Source organism: Brochothrix campestris FSL F6-1037 (assembly GCF_000525915.1).
In the GTDB taxonomy this organism is placed as follows: domain Bacteria; phylum Bacillota; class Bacilli; order Lactobacillales; family Listeriaceae; genus Brochothrix; species Brochothrix campestris.
On the sequence record NZ_AODH01000016.1, the window covers coordinates 25,509 to 40,308 of the forward strand.

Here is a 14,800-nt window from a genome sequence, read left to right on the forward strand (position 1 = left end):
CAGGTCCTTTCTGATGCTAGTTTGTATAATCTTCATCAAACCATTTCGTTGATAATTTGGCTAAACTACCCTCTTCTTTTAAGCTCGTAAGTGCGGCATCAATTTTTTTCATCAGCGCTTTACCAGGCTTATCTTTGGTTGCGATAAAGTAGGTCGGGTCTGAGGCAATAATGTTACCTACTGCTTTAATATGTAATTTTTGGATAGCAGCCTTATTTTTTGCCATAATCGGATCATTGACAGTGGCATCAAGTCGGCCATTTTCAATATCTTCAAGAATAGTCGTAATGTCTTGCTCGTAGTAGTTAATTTTAAGAATATTTCCATTGGCCTTGTTCCAGTCTTCAACAATACGTGTAAATGAATCGCCGACTGTTAATCCAATTTTCTTCCCTTTTAAATCCGCCAATGTTGTAATAGATGTTTGGTTATCGGCTTTAACGATAATTTGGGAAACACTCTTAAAATAGGGTGTCTCTGATAAGGTGTAATGCTTAAGACGGTCAGGATTCGAAGTGATTTGATTAGCGAGCAGCTGGAATTTATTGGCGTCTAAACCGACAAATAAGCTGTCCCATGGACCAGCGACAAACTCAAATGCAAGTGAAGGGTCCTTCTTTTCAACGAGTCGTAGTACTTCGAGGTCGTACCCAGTCAGTTGACCGGCTTCATCTTCATATGAAAAAGGGTTATACGTTCCCATCGTACCGACTTTAATCGTGTCTGTCTTTGGTGCTGTTGAATCAGCCGTGTTAGTGCCACAGGCGCTTAAAAGGAGTAAACTTAATAGTGTCAAACCGATAACGCTTTTTTTTTAAGGTCATGATAATGTCCTCCTATTGGGTGAGTAATCCGGCATCTAAGACGTATTGCGATCCTGTAATAAAGCGTGCTTTATCACTGGCTAAAAAGAGCACCGAGTGGACAATATCTTCAATTTCAACCCATGGAACGGGTTGAAGGTTCCCGGCTGAACGCTCTGCAATTTCAATGGCTGTGGCATTTTCCATTTCAGCAAGTCCGTCGTTCATCGGTGTATTGACTCCGGTCGGATGAAGGGTCAACACGCGGATATGATGGGGGGCAAGTTCAATCGCCTGCGATTTTGCCAGCCCGACAAGCCCGTGTTTTGAAGCAGCGTAATGTGAAATTCGGTTCATTCCACGTAAGCCTGCGACAGACGAATTATAGATGATGACACCGCTATTTTGTGCAATCATCTGTGGAATAATTGCTTTGGAAACGAGCCAACCCCCTTTAAGGTTAATGTCAATCATCGCATCCCATTCAGATTCAGTCAGCTCGTATGAGAGACCGTAAGCGCAGATGCCAGCGTTACTAAAGAGAACATCGATTTTCCCGAAGGTTTCTATGCCTTTAGCGACGGCATAATTGACGTCATCCACCTGCCGAACATCACCGGCGAAAATGGCGATGCGGGCACCTAAGGATTCGACGTCACTTTTAAGTTGTTCTAAATCATCATTCGACGAGCGGTTGTAAGCAGGGTAGTCAATCTTTTCGCCAAGATCGAAGGCGATGATATTGGCACCTTCCTTCGCAAACGCGAGGGCGACACCACGTCCTTGACCTTTGGCGGCCCCTGTAATAAAGACGGTTTTATTAGCATATGTGTTTGTCATTGTATTAGCCTCTTTTCGTATAGGGTAGTAAAACTTCATCGAGCTCAACCTGTAAAGCAGTGTTGATTAAATTGGTCGCAATCATCATTGAACCGAAGGCCGTTAATAAGACGAATGTTTCAGTGCTATAGCGTGACCGTAAGCGAGCGACTAAGGCAGGTGGTATATTGGCCGCATCAGCAACAAGGGTTTTACCGTAGGCAATTAAGTCGTTTTCTTCGTCTGTGAAAGCGAATGTGCTGAAATCAATCGCTAAATCATCTAAAATCTTTTTAAAGAACATCGAACAAATTAAGCACTCATTCGTTGTCGAAATTGCATAACAGTAAAAGTTAGTCGCCCGTTCACCAATAAGAGCGGCGACTTCTCGTTGGAGAGGATACCAAGTCATTAAGGCCTCGAAGGCTGGGACAGAATGCAGTAGTGTTTTTTTTCATATTAGTGATGCGACCATGTTGTTTAATCTGATCCTCGAAGGCTGCTTGTGCTTTCGGTGATGCTGTTTCATAAGTGAGTGGTGTAACATAAACCATGAATAGACAACCCCTTTGCTTTCGTTTATAATTATGAGAATATTCAACCATTTAAAGTATAGTAAACTTATCGGAATTAGTCAATTTAAAATCGGGACTGTTTTGGTGAATGGTTATCAATCCTCACTGACATAGTCGGATTTAGGTGCAGTTAAAATATTTTTTAGGAGGAGAACTAAATGCATTATCAACATATTGTTATTGGGGCTGGTTCAATGGGAATGGCAGCAGGCTATTTTTTAGCCAATCAAGGGAAAGAGGTACTGATGTTAGACGCCTTTAATCCACCACATGAACAGGGCAGTCACCATGGTGGAACACGTCTTATTCGTTATGCCTATGGTGAAGGGGTCGAATATGTTCCATTTGCTATCCGTGCCAGCGAGCTATGGCAGACCTTACAAGCCGAAACACCACGAGAAATATTCAAGCAGACGGGTGTTCTCAATGTAGGTCGGAGCGATGGTGTATTTGTTAGAAATGTCTGCGAAAGTGCGAAGACGTTTGAGCTCCCATTAGCTGTTTTAACGGCTGCAGAAGTTAATGAAAAATGGCCCGGGCTGACATTACCAGCGGATTTGTTAGGCTGTTTTGAACCGACGTCGGGGATTTTATTAGTAGAGGAGTGCATTGCAGCCTATCGTGAAGCGGCGCTCAAGGCAGGCGCTGAACTGCGTCTAAACAGTCGTGTCATCCGTATTAATCCGCAACAAGGCAATGAACCAGTTACGATTGAAACAGCTGATGGTGCCGTGTTTACGGCCGATGCAGTGATTGTTTCAGTCGGTGCTTGGGCAGGTGAGTTGTTACAACAACTCGATTTAAAGTTACCTGTGACCCCGATTCGCAAGACGTTTGCATGGTATGAGGCAACTAATGATTTATATGACGAACAGTCATTTCCAGGCTTTGCGTTTGATTTGGGAGACTCAGCTTACTATGGTTTTCCGAGTGTGGCTGGTGCGGGACTCAAACTTGGTCGTCATGATGGTGGTTTACCGATTAATCCCGATGAACCAAAACAAGCCTTTGGAACAGTTAAAGGTGACGAAGAAGAGTTAACCGAATTTTTAAGACGTTTTATGCCACAGGTAGGCGCTTTAAAAGAAGGGAAAACCTGCATGTACACGATGACACCAGATGAAGATTTTGTGATTGATTTACATCCTACTTATCGAAATATAGCAATTGCGGCTGGTTTTTCGGGTCACGGTTTTAAGTTTGCTAGCGCAGTGGGAGAAATTGTCAGTGACCTTGTAACAAGAGGGGAAACAACACTCGATATTTCGCCATTTTCATTGGACCGCTTTCAATAATATTAGACAGTAAAAGCCCCCTCTTTTTTGAGGAGGCTTTTAGCAAATTGAAGAAAAGCGTTTGAGTAAGCGAAACTCATTTTTTTTTGATAAACAAGACAATGCCCCCACAAATAACAACGGCCAAAGCCATTGAACAAAAGGACAGGACATACGAACCTGACGCGAGTTGGATTAGAAATCCGAGGGTCATCGGAGCGATGAAACCACCGATTGCCGATCCAGTATTAATTAAACCAATGGAAGAACCGATAATGGAGGAATCAAATAATTTATGGGGCCAACTGAACATGGCTGTAAAAGCAGTTGTCGAACAGAGGGAGAGTAAGAGGAGCAGTATCATTGAAAGTGCTAAGACCGAAGAGTACATGAAGCCGATTAAAAATAAGGCTGTTGCAAGACAGAGGCAAACAATCAGTCGGCGCTCCTTGTTTGCGAAATAACGCGACATTAAGATACCGGCTAAAAAGGAGCCCAATGTTTGAAAAACAGCGTTACAAGCAAGTAACAAACCAATGGTGCCAATACTGAGTGAGAAGGTTGTTTTCAAATACGATGGGAGCCAGGAGACAATCCCATACAGTAAAAAATTAATGAGAATCATCGCTAAAAAAAAGACGGATGACATTTTTATTGAGTAATATTGTCCGGTATTTTATGTTAGGTTTATTATTTTCAGTTTTTTGGGTGGTAGCATTTTTCGCTTTTCCCGGTAAAAAAAAGTGCGACACATACTGTGGCCATAAAAAAGAATGTGCCTAACAGAAGGTAAGCATAACGCCAATTGAGTGCGATTAAGTTAGCACCTAAAGTGAAGGCGAGAATCCCACCTAAACCAGCGGTAGCAATCATGAGCGATTGAATAAAAGTTCGTTGCTTTTTTGGAATATACTCACCAATCGCACGCGAACAGCCTGGCGGATAACCGCCATGTCCAACGCCTGCAAAAAAACGAAAGAGCATAAACATAAGTAAGTTACTCACGAGTCCAAACAATAAGGCAAAAACTGTTGTTAAGCTCAGCGCGGTCAACAACACTGCCTTAGCGCCAAATTTATCAGCTAACCAGCCACTTGGGATTTGTGTTAACGAGTAACTTAAGAAGAAGGCAGACATGATGAAACCTGCTTCAGTTGAACTGAGTTGATATTCAGCAGAAATAGGAATGATAGCAGTAGAAATCATCGCTTTATCCATGTAAGCGATCGTATAACCAATCATTAATGTTACAATTAAACCAATTGTGCCATTCTCACGCTGTTCTTTTGTCAACAAAAAATCGCCTCCCTTAAAAGTATCGGTTATATTTATGGTGCTAATATACCTTATTTGATGACGAATGTAAATAGCTGTTTGTGTAAAAAAAGACATCTCTCGGTGAGAGATGTCCCAGACTGTAGACAAAGTCGAATTAAACTGATTTTACTTTGAACGTTAGTTCAAGTGACTTCGGGTACAAGATGACGTGACTGCAGATAGAGTCTAAGAGACTTCATTTTCTTTCCAAGTTGTACGCTGTTTAATGAGCTGATGTTGCTTTAGGTCTAATAAATAAAATAATTATTGCTGACGCTAATATTGCCACTGCCATCGAAATAAAGGCTAAGAAAAAGGAACCAGAGGCAACTTCAATTAAGAAACCTAAGGTCATTGGTGCTAAGACACCTCCGACGGCCGAACCGGTATTAATTAAGCCAATAACAGAACCGATGATCGATTCATCAAAGAGTTTATGAGGCCAGCTGAAAATCGATGTGAAGGCTGCGACTGAACAGGTTGTTAACAACAGCAAGAGAATCATCGATACGACGAGTGATGTTGCGAGTATGAAACCGACTAAAAAGAGGGCAGAGGCAAGACAAAGTGTAACGATAAAGAGTCGTTCTCTTCCTAAAAAAAAATTTTGAGAGGAGTAAGCCTGCACTGAATGAACCGACTGTTTGAAAGGCTGCGTTAATAGCTAGTAGGATGCCTAATGTGCTGATTGTCAGATCAAATTGTTGACTCATATAGGTCGGTAGCCAAGACATAATGCCGTACAATAAATAGTTGACGAGAATGAGGATGGAAAACAGTAATAAGACATTACGATTGGTCAATAAGCTGACGTATTTAATCGGTGTTTTTTGTTTTGTTGCTGCGTTGGCGGGTTCTTTTCTAGGCAAAAAGAGAGCGGCCAAAATCGTAGCAATTAGGCAAAGTGAGCCTAATAAAAGATAGGCATAGCGCCAATTGACGGCAATTAAATTAGCACCTAAGGTAAAGGCCAGTATCCCACCGATTCCTGATGTCGAAAGCATGAGTGATTGCACGAAGGTACGCTGTTTTTGATCAAAATTTTCGGTAATTGCACGTGAGGTAGCTGATGGGTAGCCACCTTGACCAACACCAGCTGAAAAACGAATGAGCATAAAGATAAATAAATGACTAACAATCCCAAAAATGAAGGCAAACACGGTAATGAAACTGAGCGACGTTAGCAACACAATCTTTGAGCCAAACTTATCAGCTAACCAACCACTCGGTATTTGAGTTAAGGCATAGCTGAGGAAAAAAGCTGACATAATCAAGCCTGTTTGGGATGATGAGAGATTGTACTGTTTCGCAATCGGAATCATTGCTGTCGAAATCAGTGATTTATCCATATAAGCCATTGTATACCCCATCATCAAGGTGATAATCAAGCCGAGATGACGTTTCTTATTCGCGGATGTTGTTTCCATGGGTGTCTCCTCCTAAGTATCGATGCTATTCCTGTCACTATATCCCACATTCACTCAGGAGTAAATATGTAAAAAGTCTTTTTATGCCGTGTCCTAATACCTATCAGCGGACAGTTAAAAACCGCGTAGTCGACAATGCGACTAAGCGGTTTTTTTAGTTTATTTATCATACTCCATAATAACAGGCAATAACATCGGACGACGTTTTGTCTTGTCATAGAAGTAAGGGTTTAACGTATCAATCACGAGTGATTTAATATCATGACGAGTGATTTCCTTGCTGCCATTCATCGCTTTTTGTAAGCGACGTGTAATCAAGGATTGCGCATCATTAATTAATGAGCCAGATTCACGCATATAGACAAAGCCACGAGAGATAATGTCAGGACCAGACATTACGCGTTGGTTTTTAAAGTCAACGGTTGTTACGACTAACACAATCCCATCTTCGGATAAGATACGACGATCACGAAGCACAATGCTACCGATATCACCAACACCTTTTCCATCAACATAAATTGTACCTGAAGGGACACGACCGGCAATACGTGCAGAGTCTTGTGTTAAGGCAAGCACATCACCATTGCCACAAATAAAGGTGTTATCGGCAGGGACATCACAGTTGATGGCTGTTTGTTGATGGCTCTTAAGCATGCGGTATTCACCGTGAATTGGCATGAAATACTTAGGCTGCATTAAACGAAGCATCAGTTTTTGTTCTTCCATTCCACCGTGACCAGAGGTATGAATGTTATTCAATTTACCATGAATAACATCAGCACCGGCTTGATAGAGACGGTTGATTGTTTTGTTGATGCCCACCGTATTACCTGGAATCGGTGATGAAGAGAAAACAACCGTATCGCCTGGTTGTATTTGAATTTGACGATGCGTTCCGTTGGCGATACGTGATAACGCAGCCATCGGTTCACCTTGCGAACCAGTACATAAAATACAAACTTGATTAGCTGGTAGACGCTTAATTTGGTGTGCATCGATAAAGGTGTTTTTCGGTGCGGCAATGTAACCTAATTCTTGACCGATTTCTAAAGCAGACTCCATACTACGGCCAAAGACAGCGATTTTACGTCCTTTTTCAACGGCAGCTTCAACAACTTGTTGCACACGGTGCATGTTGGAAGCGAAGGTTGCAAAGATAATCCGCCCATCAACTGTTTCGAAAATATCTTTGATGCTATTCCCCACGATTTTTTCTGACATCGTGAATTTAGGAACAGTTGCATTTGTACTATCTGCAAGAAGGCATAAGACGCCTTCTTTACCAAGTTCAGCCATCTTCGTAATGTTAGCTGGTTGACCAACGGGGGTGAAGTCAAACTTGAAATCGCCCGTTTCAACAATATTACCTGAAGGTGTTTTTACAACAATCCCAAACGCATCAGGGATACTGTGCGTTGTTCGGTAAAACGAAACGCTTGTTTTACGGAATTTAAAGACATCGTCTTCGTTGAATTCAATCAATTCAGCAGTACGTAACAAACCATGTTCTTCTAATTTGTTACGAATTAAGCCGAGTGCTAATTTTGTTGCATAAATTGGTAAGTTAACTTGTTTAAGTAAGAACGGAATACCACCGATATGATCTTCGTGACCATGGGTAATAAACACGCCTTTAATTTTATCCGCATTTTCAATCAAGTAAGTGTAATCAGGGATAACGTAATCAATGCCCAACAAATCATCCTCTGGAAACTTCACGCCTGCGTCAATTACGATGATTTCATCTTGGAATTGCACACAGTACATGTTTTTACCGATTTCTCCTAAGCCACCTAGGGCAAAGACTGCAGTCTCGTTATTTTTTACAAGTTTCATACGAAGTTAAATTTCCTCTAACTTAAAGTCAGGATCATTTTTTTTCGTATGCGATTTGGGCATCTCGCATAAGTTCAATGAATTCGATGTTAAAACCACGGTTAGTTAATTTTTTGCGAACATCTTCAACTGAAGAAGCCTCAATCATTAAGCTTTTTGTGTTTTCGCGTAACGGTGTTTCAATCATGTTTTCTTGGTAAAATACTTTGTATATCATGTAAAATTTCTCCTTTTTCTCTATGAAATATATTTTATGAGGTAAACCTCTAAACTCTAATGTTAAAACTTGCAGGATAGACTTATTAGTTTAGGCGTATAATGAATTAAACATCACCTAGTGGGATGCTCGATTATATGTTTTGCAACATGAACAACTGCGAGTAAAAGGCTTTTTGCATAAAAACCATTTTACACAGCTGTGATATCACAACAAGGTCAACGCATATGTAATAAGTGTTTACAATATATCCGAACAAATCTTCTATAATCAGTTTACCATAAAATACGTTGGCACACTAATAAATAATTCACTTTCAACGAATTTAGCTAAATTTGCTAATAAATCCTCAAGGATGAGTGATTGATAGAAGAGAAACGTTACTGTTCGTGGTATAATTGCATGTATTAAGTTTAAAAATAGCAGCAAGAAGGAGTTTGGAATAATAATGACAAAAATCGTTTTCTTTGATGTAGATGGCACGCTGTTTGATTCTCAAAATAAGATCCCGCAATCAACGAAAAATAGCATTGCGGCACTGCAACAACAAGGCATAAAAGTTGCAATCGCTACTGGACGATCACCTTTTAATGTGACCGCAATTAGCGAAGAGCTCGAAGTCGATACAGTGATTTGTTATAATGGTCAATACGTTATGCATGAGGGTGAGGTTATTTACCGTAACCCAATGCCGTTGGGAGAATTGAAACAGCTGCAAGCGTTAACGGATGCGAATAATCATGCGCTTGTTTACGCGGGTTCTGAGACACTGGCATTTGATGAGGTTAATAATCTAGATGTACTAGACGCTCTTGGGTCTGTTAATATCACCTATCCGAAGGTTATCCCTAATTTCACAGAATCAAATGATATTTATCAAATGCTTGTGTTTGCTGATCAACGTTACGATACAAGTTACAATGAGGCATTTGCCAACTATAAATTTGTCCGCTGGCATGAGCAATCGATGGATGTCATCCCAGCTAATGGCTCAAAAGCTGATGGGATTCAGGCGTTGTTAGAAAAATTAGCGATTCCGCTTGAAAATACGTATGCATTCGGTGATGGGATGAATGATTATGAAATGCTCCAGTTAGTTGGACATGGGATTGCGATGGGGAATGGTAAAGAACCATTAAAAAAAAGTGGCCGATTATGTAACCGACCACGTAGATGAAGATGGGATTATGAAGGGGCTACGCCATTTTAAACTGATTTAACAGCTTAAACAATGGTGCTTGACTCTTTACGGTCCCATTTGACTGTGATTGAGACGCGTTGCTTGCTAATCTCTTCAGCAGCTTCGGTATAGCAACCGGTGATGCTAGTGAAATTAGACGCTAAAAAGCCAGCTTCCAAATTAAACGAATGTTCGGCATTTAAAGCAAATGCTTTTTTAACCGGTTCGCCTTCTAGGCGGAAAACAATTGCATCTTTACTTTCTGACTTGACGTTAAGTCCGCCCCAACCAGCTTCAATAAAAAAAGCTTGTAGTTCAGGGATGCTACTGAATGTGAATTTTCTACCTAAATTTTTGCCTAGTAAATAGAGCAAACTGTGCGATTCCTCCCCGAGAATATCAGGTAAAACAAAGTGTCGCATGAGCTCGTATCCGAGCTGTGGTGATGGGGATGTCATTGTATCAGTCATAATACGCTCCTTTCATTCGTTATCCATTATAAACTATTGCTGTCTAAATAGAAAATAGAAATAGTATCGGCAGTTGAAAAAGGTAAAAATCCCGCTGTGAGTGAACAACGGCTTTTCCGAAGAAAACCATCCTAATAAAAAATTGGAGCGAAAAAATATGAATCAACCAATTGGCGTTATCGATTCAGGTGTTGGAGGCTTAACTGTTGCAAAAGAAATTATGCGTCAGTTACCCAATGAAAACATCTGTTACTTAGGTGATACTTTACGTTGTCCATATGGGCCGCGTGATCCAGAGCAAGTACGTAAATTCACGATGGATATGACACAGTTTTTGTTAACACATAATATTAAGTTGCTCGTGATTGCTTGCAACACAGCAACGGCAGCAGCCTTACATTATATTCGTGACAATGTGGATATTCCGGTCGTTGGTGTCATCCAACCAGGAGCACGTGCTGCAATTAAAGCAACAAAAAACAGTCAAGTCGGTGTCATTGGCACTGAAGGAACGATTAAAAGTGATGCCTATACGAACGCCTTGAGCTTATTAAATCATCAGGTGGCCGTTAAATCATTAGCCTGTCCCAAATTTGCCCCACTCGTCGAAAGTTCAGAGTACAAAGGGTCGGTCGCAAAAAAAAGTGGTGGCTCAATCGTTACGCCCGTTTAAAAACAGTGGTATTGATACCTTTGTACTCGGTTGTACACATTATCCATTGTTACAACCTATCATTGAAAATGTGCTAGGCCCGCGAGTGAAGGTGATTAATCCAGGACTTGAAACAGCGAGTGAAGTCAGTATGTTACTTGATTATTTCACGTTGCGCAATGTATCAGATGAACCGCAACAGCATCGTTTTTTTTACGACGGGTTCTCCCAAAATATTTGGAGGCATCGCTTCCGACTGGTTAGGCTTACCACAAATGGTCGTCGAGTTTGCAAAAATCGGTCAAGAAAGGAAATAATATGAAAAAATTATTGATAGCAACCCATAATGAAGGGAAAGCCTTCGAATTCAAAGCGTTATTTGAAGATTATGGCATAACAATTGAAACCTTAAATGATTACCCAGAAATACCAGAAATTGAGGAAACAGGTAAGACCTTCAAAGAAAATGCCGCTTTAAAAGCAGAAGCAATTGCGAATTTAACAAATCAAATGGTTATTAGTGATGATTCTGGGCTAAGTGTAGATGCTCTTGATGGGGCACCTGGTGTCTATTCTGCTCGCTATGCGGGTGAACCGAAGAGCGATGCGAATAATAATGCCAAGCTGATAGCTGAACTTGCTAAAACAGGCACGACTAATCGAACAGCAAAATTCCACTGCACGATAGCTGTCGCTGTTCCTGATGAAGCAACTCGTTTTTATGAAGGTGAAATCGCAGGTGTAATAACGAAAAAAGCAATCGGTACAGCGGGATTTGGTTACGATCCTTATTTCTATGTGCCATCAATTGGTAAAACGACAGCTCAAATGACGATGAGTGAAAAAAATCTAATCAGTCACCGTGGCAACGCCATTAAACAATTAGCACTTGATTTGCCAAACTTGATTGCCTTAGTATCAAAATAACTAGAGTATCGTGGGTCTGAAAATTATATTTATCACTTTTTTGTAATTAAATAACTAGTCAAAATCGAAAAATCATGCGACAATGTATTTAATATAAGTAAGAAGAGAAGGGAAGCACAGGATGAAAGTTTTAGTTGTCAGTGATAATCATGGTAATCGGGAAGCGTTGTTACATTTAAAAGATATTTATAGTGGAAAGGTTGATGCTTTTTTTCACTGTGGGGATTCGGAGTTGTTAGCTGATGACGAAGCGGTATTAGGCTACAACATTGTCCGTGGTAATTGTGATTTTGGTCGTGTTTATCCAACCGAATGGATCGGGGAAGTGGATGGCAATAAAATCCTTGTCACTCACGGTCACTTATTTAACATTAAAGTGAATCTTGTAATTTTGAAAGATCGTGCGAAGATGCGTCAAGCAAACTATGTCTTTTTTGGGCACACGCATGAACTCGGCTGTGAATACAGCGATGGCATTCTCTTTTTAAACCCAGGTAGTATTTCGTTGCCTCGTGGTCGTAGCGAAAAAACATATGCAATCGTTGAGGATACCGCAAGCGAGATCATTGTTAAGTTTATGGATGACAGTGATAACGAATTAACGGCACTTACGCAAGTGTTTAAAAAAGCAATAAAAGTAACTAAAGAAGCCGATACAACAGGTGTTATCCTGTCTGTATCGGCTTTTTTAGTGGTCAAGCAGTTATTTTAGTAATGTTCTTGTTCATAACTTAAAAGATGAAAGATGGTTGAGAGCGTTGCGACTGGTAGGTGTTTATCCTCGCCGAGTTGTATCAGCTGACCTAAAATAGCATCTAGTTCCATTTCTTGCTGAGCAAGACGGTCTTGAGCCATCGAAGGTAGATGTTGTAAGGAACCTTCATCGGGCTGTTCGATCCCTGTATGACTCTCAGGCCAAATTGAAATGTTATAGGCTGCGGCAATCGCTAAAAATTCAGTCTTCATCTGCTGAATAATTCGAGCAAGATGTTCATCAGCTAAAATAGTGCCTACTTTTTGACGCATTAAGGCACTGATAGGATTAAAGGCAATGTTCCATAACAACTTATTCCACTTTTGTTCACGGATATTAGGCACAATGCGGGCTTTTAATGGGGTCTGTGCCAAAGAAGTAATTAAAGCAGGCAGACGCTCATCATCGGTTTGTTCATCCCATTGTCCAACAGCTAAGTCTCCTTTACCGATATGATGGATGATGCCATTATCAATTCGTACAGCGGACATGAGCACACTTCCGCCGACAATCTTGTCTGCTCCAAAGGCTACTGCGAGTTTTTCTTCATTGCCAATGCCATTTAAGACCGAAATAAGGGCAGTTGTTGATTTCATCAAGGGTCTCAATTCAGCAATGGCCGTATCAATGCCAGTTGCTTTAACGGCTAAAAAAAGATAGTCAAATGTTTCAGATAAGACCTCATCACGAGACTTAACGATAACAGCTTCCTTTGAATCGCCCCAAATACTTTTAATTGTAAGTCCATTACGTTCGATAACAGCTAAGGTTTTACCACGAGCGATATAGGTGACCTCGTGTCCAGCTTCAGTAAAAAGACGGCCGAAAATCGAGCCGATGGCGCCAACGCCAAAAATAGCAATTTTCATAATATGAGACCTCCGTTAGTTATTCATTTGATGTAATTGTATCTGCTTGGACAGATTCTTCAGTATGACTAGCGCTGCTGCTTGGAGCAGATGAATCCGACACAGTCGACGAAGAAGTCGCTGGTGGTGTGCTGCCAGTTGTCATACTTGTGCTAACACTGCTTGTTGAAGCAGGCGTATGGCTAGTACTGCTATTATTTACTGATGTGTCGATTGTTTGTGTTGGTGTCGCCCGCGCTTCGGTGTCTGTTGCTGAGTTGTGTGTGTGACTTGTTTGTTCAGTCGCTTGCGACTGCTGTGATAATGCAGTCGTGGTCTCGTTTGGTTCGATGTCAGATGCAATCGTTTCAGCAGCACTTGATTCACTGCTTTTTTCGATTGGTTCTGTTGCTTCAGTTGCAGAAGCAGGTGTTAAAATAACGCCGATTGTTATTAGTAGAAGCGCGGCTATTAAAGTGAAAAATGTTTTTTTGATAGCTTTTCGTTTGAAAAGCTTAGTTAATAACTGGACGATGAAAAGGAGCAGTAAGCATAGTCCGAGTCCTATAAGTAAAACAACCATGTAAATAATTCCTCCTCAAAATAAAAAAAGACGACTTATAAAAAGTCGCCAAGAGTAGGGGCGTTCATAATCTCAATAGGGGGAGAGAATCATGAACTATAGTTACGTGAATAACTATATCTTACTATTACCCAAGTTTTTAGAGACTAAACAATTTTAAAATAAAATAACTATAGATTGATAAAATAAGAACTGTTTTTACAGCGGCGATTATGTTGCTCTAACTGTTTGCCAATCAGCTGTTTGAACCGTATCGGGCAAGCAATTGGTAGGGTGAAGACTTCCTTTTTGGTTGTCAAAAAATAAAAGGTATCGTCATGATAAATCTGTTTAAACTCATGCCATTGTGCCCGTGTTGTCCCACTAGCAAGAGTGGCAGATAATCCGTTATCATCGAGCTTTAATTCAACCGGAAAGGCTGTATTCGGTGTGATTTTTTTACTAATCCAACTCAATAAGAAACTAAATAATGGTGTGGCACAAAAAAACAAGCGTGGTTATAAAAAAAAACAATCGCACTGCTTACAAGAATAACCGTAAGGGTCTGCTCATATAAAAACAGTAACAAACCGACAATCACAGTTACTAAGATGCTATAAATAAAGCGAAAAGCGAAAAAGACAGGTGAATGCTTTAACTTTTGTTCTTGGTAAGAAATTAAAGCATGTGTCGATGCTTCGAAGTGGATAACCATCTTTTTGTTCCTCCTAGCTACAATTATTCTTAGTATAGCATAAACTGTGCTTGATAAATTTCTTTAGTAACTGTGAATGGAAAAAGAACAACGACGAAAGATCGTTGTTCTCGGATTACAGGCAATACCTACACCTTGCAAGTTTAGTGTCAATAGGTTTCGGAAATGCTATTTGCTATGCTTGTAAAAAAACGCGACGTGTGTGGTGACGCTCATCTGCTTCAATCGCAGCAATTTTATGTTTACATATACCTTGAGCTGTTGTAATGACCCATTCATCTGCGAGATCAATATCTTTGATTGTTAAGGGATTGTAAACAATCGTATAGGCGATATCACTGATAACTTCTCTAATTGAAATATCGAAGTACTGCCCATTTATACCGACTTTTGTGATTTGTTCCATTTAAAACATCTCCTTAGT

General features: G+C 40.5%; 19 protein-coding genes and 1 pseudogene. 5 read left to right on the forward strand and 15 right to left on the reverse strand.

What is annotated here, in order from left to right; translation table 11 throughout:
* Positions 1–16: 16 nt before the first annotated feature.
* Genes BCAMP_RS04255 through BCAMP_RS04265 form a run of 3 tightly spaced genes read right to left on the reverse strand, consistent with a single transcriptional unit; the run spans position 17 to position 2,034 of the window.
* Entirely contained in the window at positions 17–796 is a 780-nt protein-coding gene (locus tag BCAMP_RS04255; RefSeq protein WP_051456878.1) for a transporter substrate-binding domain-containing protein, read from the reverse strand.
* Between the two features lie 40 nt (positions 797–836).
* A complete protein-coding gene (locus BCAMP_RS04260; protein ID WP_035313957.1) occupies positions 837–1,643 on the reverse strand; it encodes an SDR family oxidoreductase in 807 nt (268 codons plus the stop codon).
* Between the two features lie 4 nt (positions 1,644–1,647).
* Entirely contained in the window at positions 1,648–2,034 is a 387-nt protein-coding gene (locus BCAMP_RS04265) for a carboxymuconolactone decarboxylase family protein (RefSeq protein WP_051456879.1), read from the reverse strand.
* 321 nt (positions 2,035–2,355) lie between these two features.
* Between BCAMP_RS04265 and solA the strand changes: the two genes are divergently transcribed.
* A complete protein-coding gene (solA, locus tag BCAMP_RS04270; RefSeq protein ID WP_035313959.1) occupies positions 2,356–3,492 on the forward strand; it encodes an N-methyl-L-tryptophan oxidase in 1,137 nt (378 codons plus the stop codon).
* Between the two features lie 76 nt (positions 3,493–3,568).
* On the opposite strand, the gene BCAMP_RS14990 is transcribed toward solA, so the two are convergent.
* The 6 genes from BCAMP_RS14990 to BCAMP_RS04295 all read right to left on the reverse strand — a co-directional run bounded on the left by BCAMP_RS14990 (position 3,569) and on the right by BCAMP_RS04295 (position 8,268).
* Positions 3,569–4,120 (reverse strand): MFS transporter, encoded by a 552-nt coding sequence (locus BCAMP_RS14990; protein WP_198015699.1) that lies wholly within the window; start codon positions 4,118–4,120, stop codon positions 3,569–3,571.
* A 47-nt stretch (positions 4,121–4,167) separates the two neighbouring features.
* Positions 4,168–4,764 (reverse strand): MFS transporter, encoded by a 597-nt coding sequence (locus BCAMP_RS13770; RefSeq protein ID WP_198015700.1) that lies wholly within the window; start codon positions 4,762–4,764, stop codon positions 4,168–4,170.
* A gap of 247 nt (positions 4,765–5,011) precedes the next feature.
* A complete protein-coding gene (locus tag BCAMP_RS13775) occupies positions 5,012–5,278 on the reverse strand; it encodes an MFS transporter (RefSeq protein ID WP_198015701.1) in 267 nt (88 codons plus the stop codon).
* Complete coding sequence (locus tag BCAMP_RS04285) at positions 5,223–6,215, reverse strand: MFS transporter (RefSeq protein ID WP_198015702.1); 993 nt, start codon at positions 6,213–6,215, stop codon at positions 5,223–5,225. Before BCAMP_RS04285 ends, BCAMP_RS13775 begins: the two co-directional genes overlap by 56 nt.
* A 159-nt stretch (positions 6,216–6,374) precedes the next feature.
* Complete coding sequence (gene rnjA / locus BCAMP_RS04290; protein WP_035313962.1) at positions 6,375–8,051, reverse strand: ribonuclease J1; 1,677 nt, start codon at positions 8,049–8,051, stop codon at positions 6,375–6,377.
* 34 nt (positions 8,052–8,085) lie between these two features.
* A complete protein-coding gene (locus BCAMP_RS04295; protein WP_035313964.1) occupies positions 8,086–8,268 on the reverse strand; it encodes a DNA-dependent RNA polymerase subunit epsilon in 183 nt (60 codons plus the stop codon).
* A 448-nt stretch (positions 8,269–8,716) separates the two neighbouring features.
* Here BCAMP_RS04295 and BCAMP_RS04300 point away from each other — a divergent pair, with 448 nt between their 5' ends.
* Complete coding sequence (locus BCAMP_RS04300; RefSeq protein ID WP_232217912.1) at positions 8,717–9,445, forward strand: Cof-type HAD-IIB family hydrolase; 729 nt, start codon at positions 8,717–8,719, stop codon at positions 9,443–9,445.
* A 47-nt stretch (positions 9,446–9,492) separates the two neighbouring features.
* Here the strand turns inward: BCAMP_RS04300 and BCAMP_RS04305 are convergent, their stop codons facing one another.
* The gene (locus BCAMP_RS04305; protein WP_035313968.1) at positions 9,493–9,918 is read right to left on the reverse strand and encodes a DUF2507 domain-containing protein; all 426 of its coding nucleotides are present in this window, start codon (positions 9,916–9,918) and stop codon (positions 9,493–9,495) included.
* Between the two features lie 157 nt (positions 9,919–10,075).
* Between BCAMP_RS04305 and racE the strand changes: the two are divergent.
* From racE to BCAMP_RS04320, 3 genes and pseudogenes are all read left to right on the forward strand, one after another.
* A pseudogene (racE, locus tag BCAMP_RS04310) lies at positions 10,076–10,887 on the forward strand (glutamate racemase).
* A gap of 1 nt (position 10,888) precedes the next feature.
* Positions 10,889–11,497: an XTP/dITP diphosphatase gene (locus BCAMP_RS04315; protein WP_035313971.1), complete on the forward strand. Its 609-nt coding sequence runs from the start codon at positions 10,889–10,891 to the stop codon at positions 11,495–11,497.
* 121 nt (positions 11,498–11,618) lie between these two features.
* On the forward strand, positions 11,619–12,209 hold the full coding sequence (locus tag BCAMP_RS04320; protein WP_084038530.1) for a metallophosphoesterase: 591 nt from the start codon (positions 11,619–11,621) through the stop codon (positions 12,207–12,209).
* On the opposite strand, the gene BCAMP_RS04325 is transcribed toward BCAMP_RS04320, so the two are convergent.
* The 5 genes from BCAMP_RS04325 to BCAMP_RS04340 all read right to left on the reverse strand — a co-directional run bounded on the left by BCAMP_RS04325 (position 12,206) and on the right by BCAMP_RS04340 (position 14,782).
* On the reverse strand, positions 12,206–13,120 hold the full coding sequence (locus tag BCAMP_RS04325; RefSeq protein ID WP_035313972.1) for a ketopantoate reductase family protein: 915 nt from the start codon (positions 13,118–13,120) through the stop codon (positions 12,206–12,208). The genes BCAMP_RS04320 and BCAMP_RS04325 overlap by 4 nt on opposite strands.
* Positions 13,121–13,139: 19 nt before the next feature.
* Positions 13,140–13,682 carry a hypothetical protein gene (locus BCAMP_RS04330; RefSeq protein WP_035313973.1) on the reverse strand — a complete coding sequence of 181 codons (543 nt, stop codon included), beginning with the start codon at positions 13,680–13,682 and terminating at the stop codon, positions 13,140–13,142.
* A gap of 170 nt (positions 13,683–13,852) precedes the next feature.
* Entirely contained in the window at positions 13,853–14,137 is a 285-nt protein-coding gene (locus BCAMP_RS13425) for a YcxB family protein (protein WP_198015703.1), read from the reverse strand.
* Positions 14,134–14,376: a hypothetical protein gene (locus BCAMP_RS04335; protein ID WP_035313974.1), complete on the reverse strand. Its 243-nt coding sequence runs from the start codon at positions 14,374–14,376 to the stop codon at positions 14,134–14,136. The genes BCAMP_RS13425 and BCAMP_RS04335 overlap by 4 nt, the downstream gene beginning before the upstream one ends.
* A 175-nt stretch (positions 14,377–14,551) precedes the next feature.
* Positions 14,552–14,782: a hypothetical protein gene (locus BCAMP_RS04340; protein ID WP_035313975.1), complete on the reverse strand. Its 231-nt coding sequence runs from the start codon at positions 14,780–14,782 to the stop codon at positions 14,552–14,554.
* Positions 14,783–14,800: the final 18 nt, after the last annotated feature.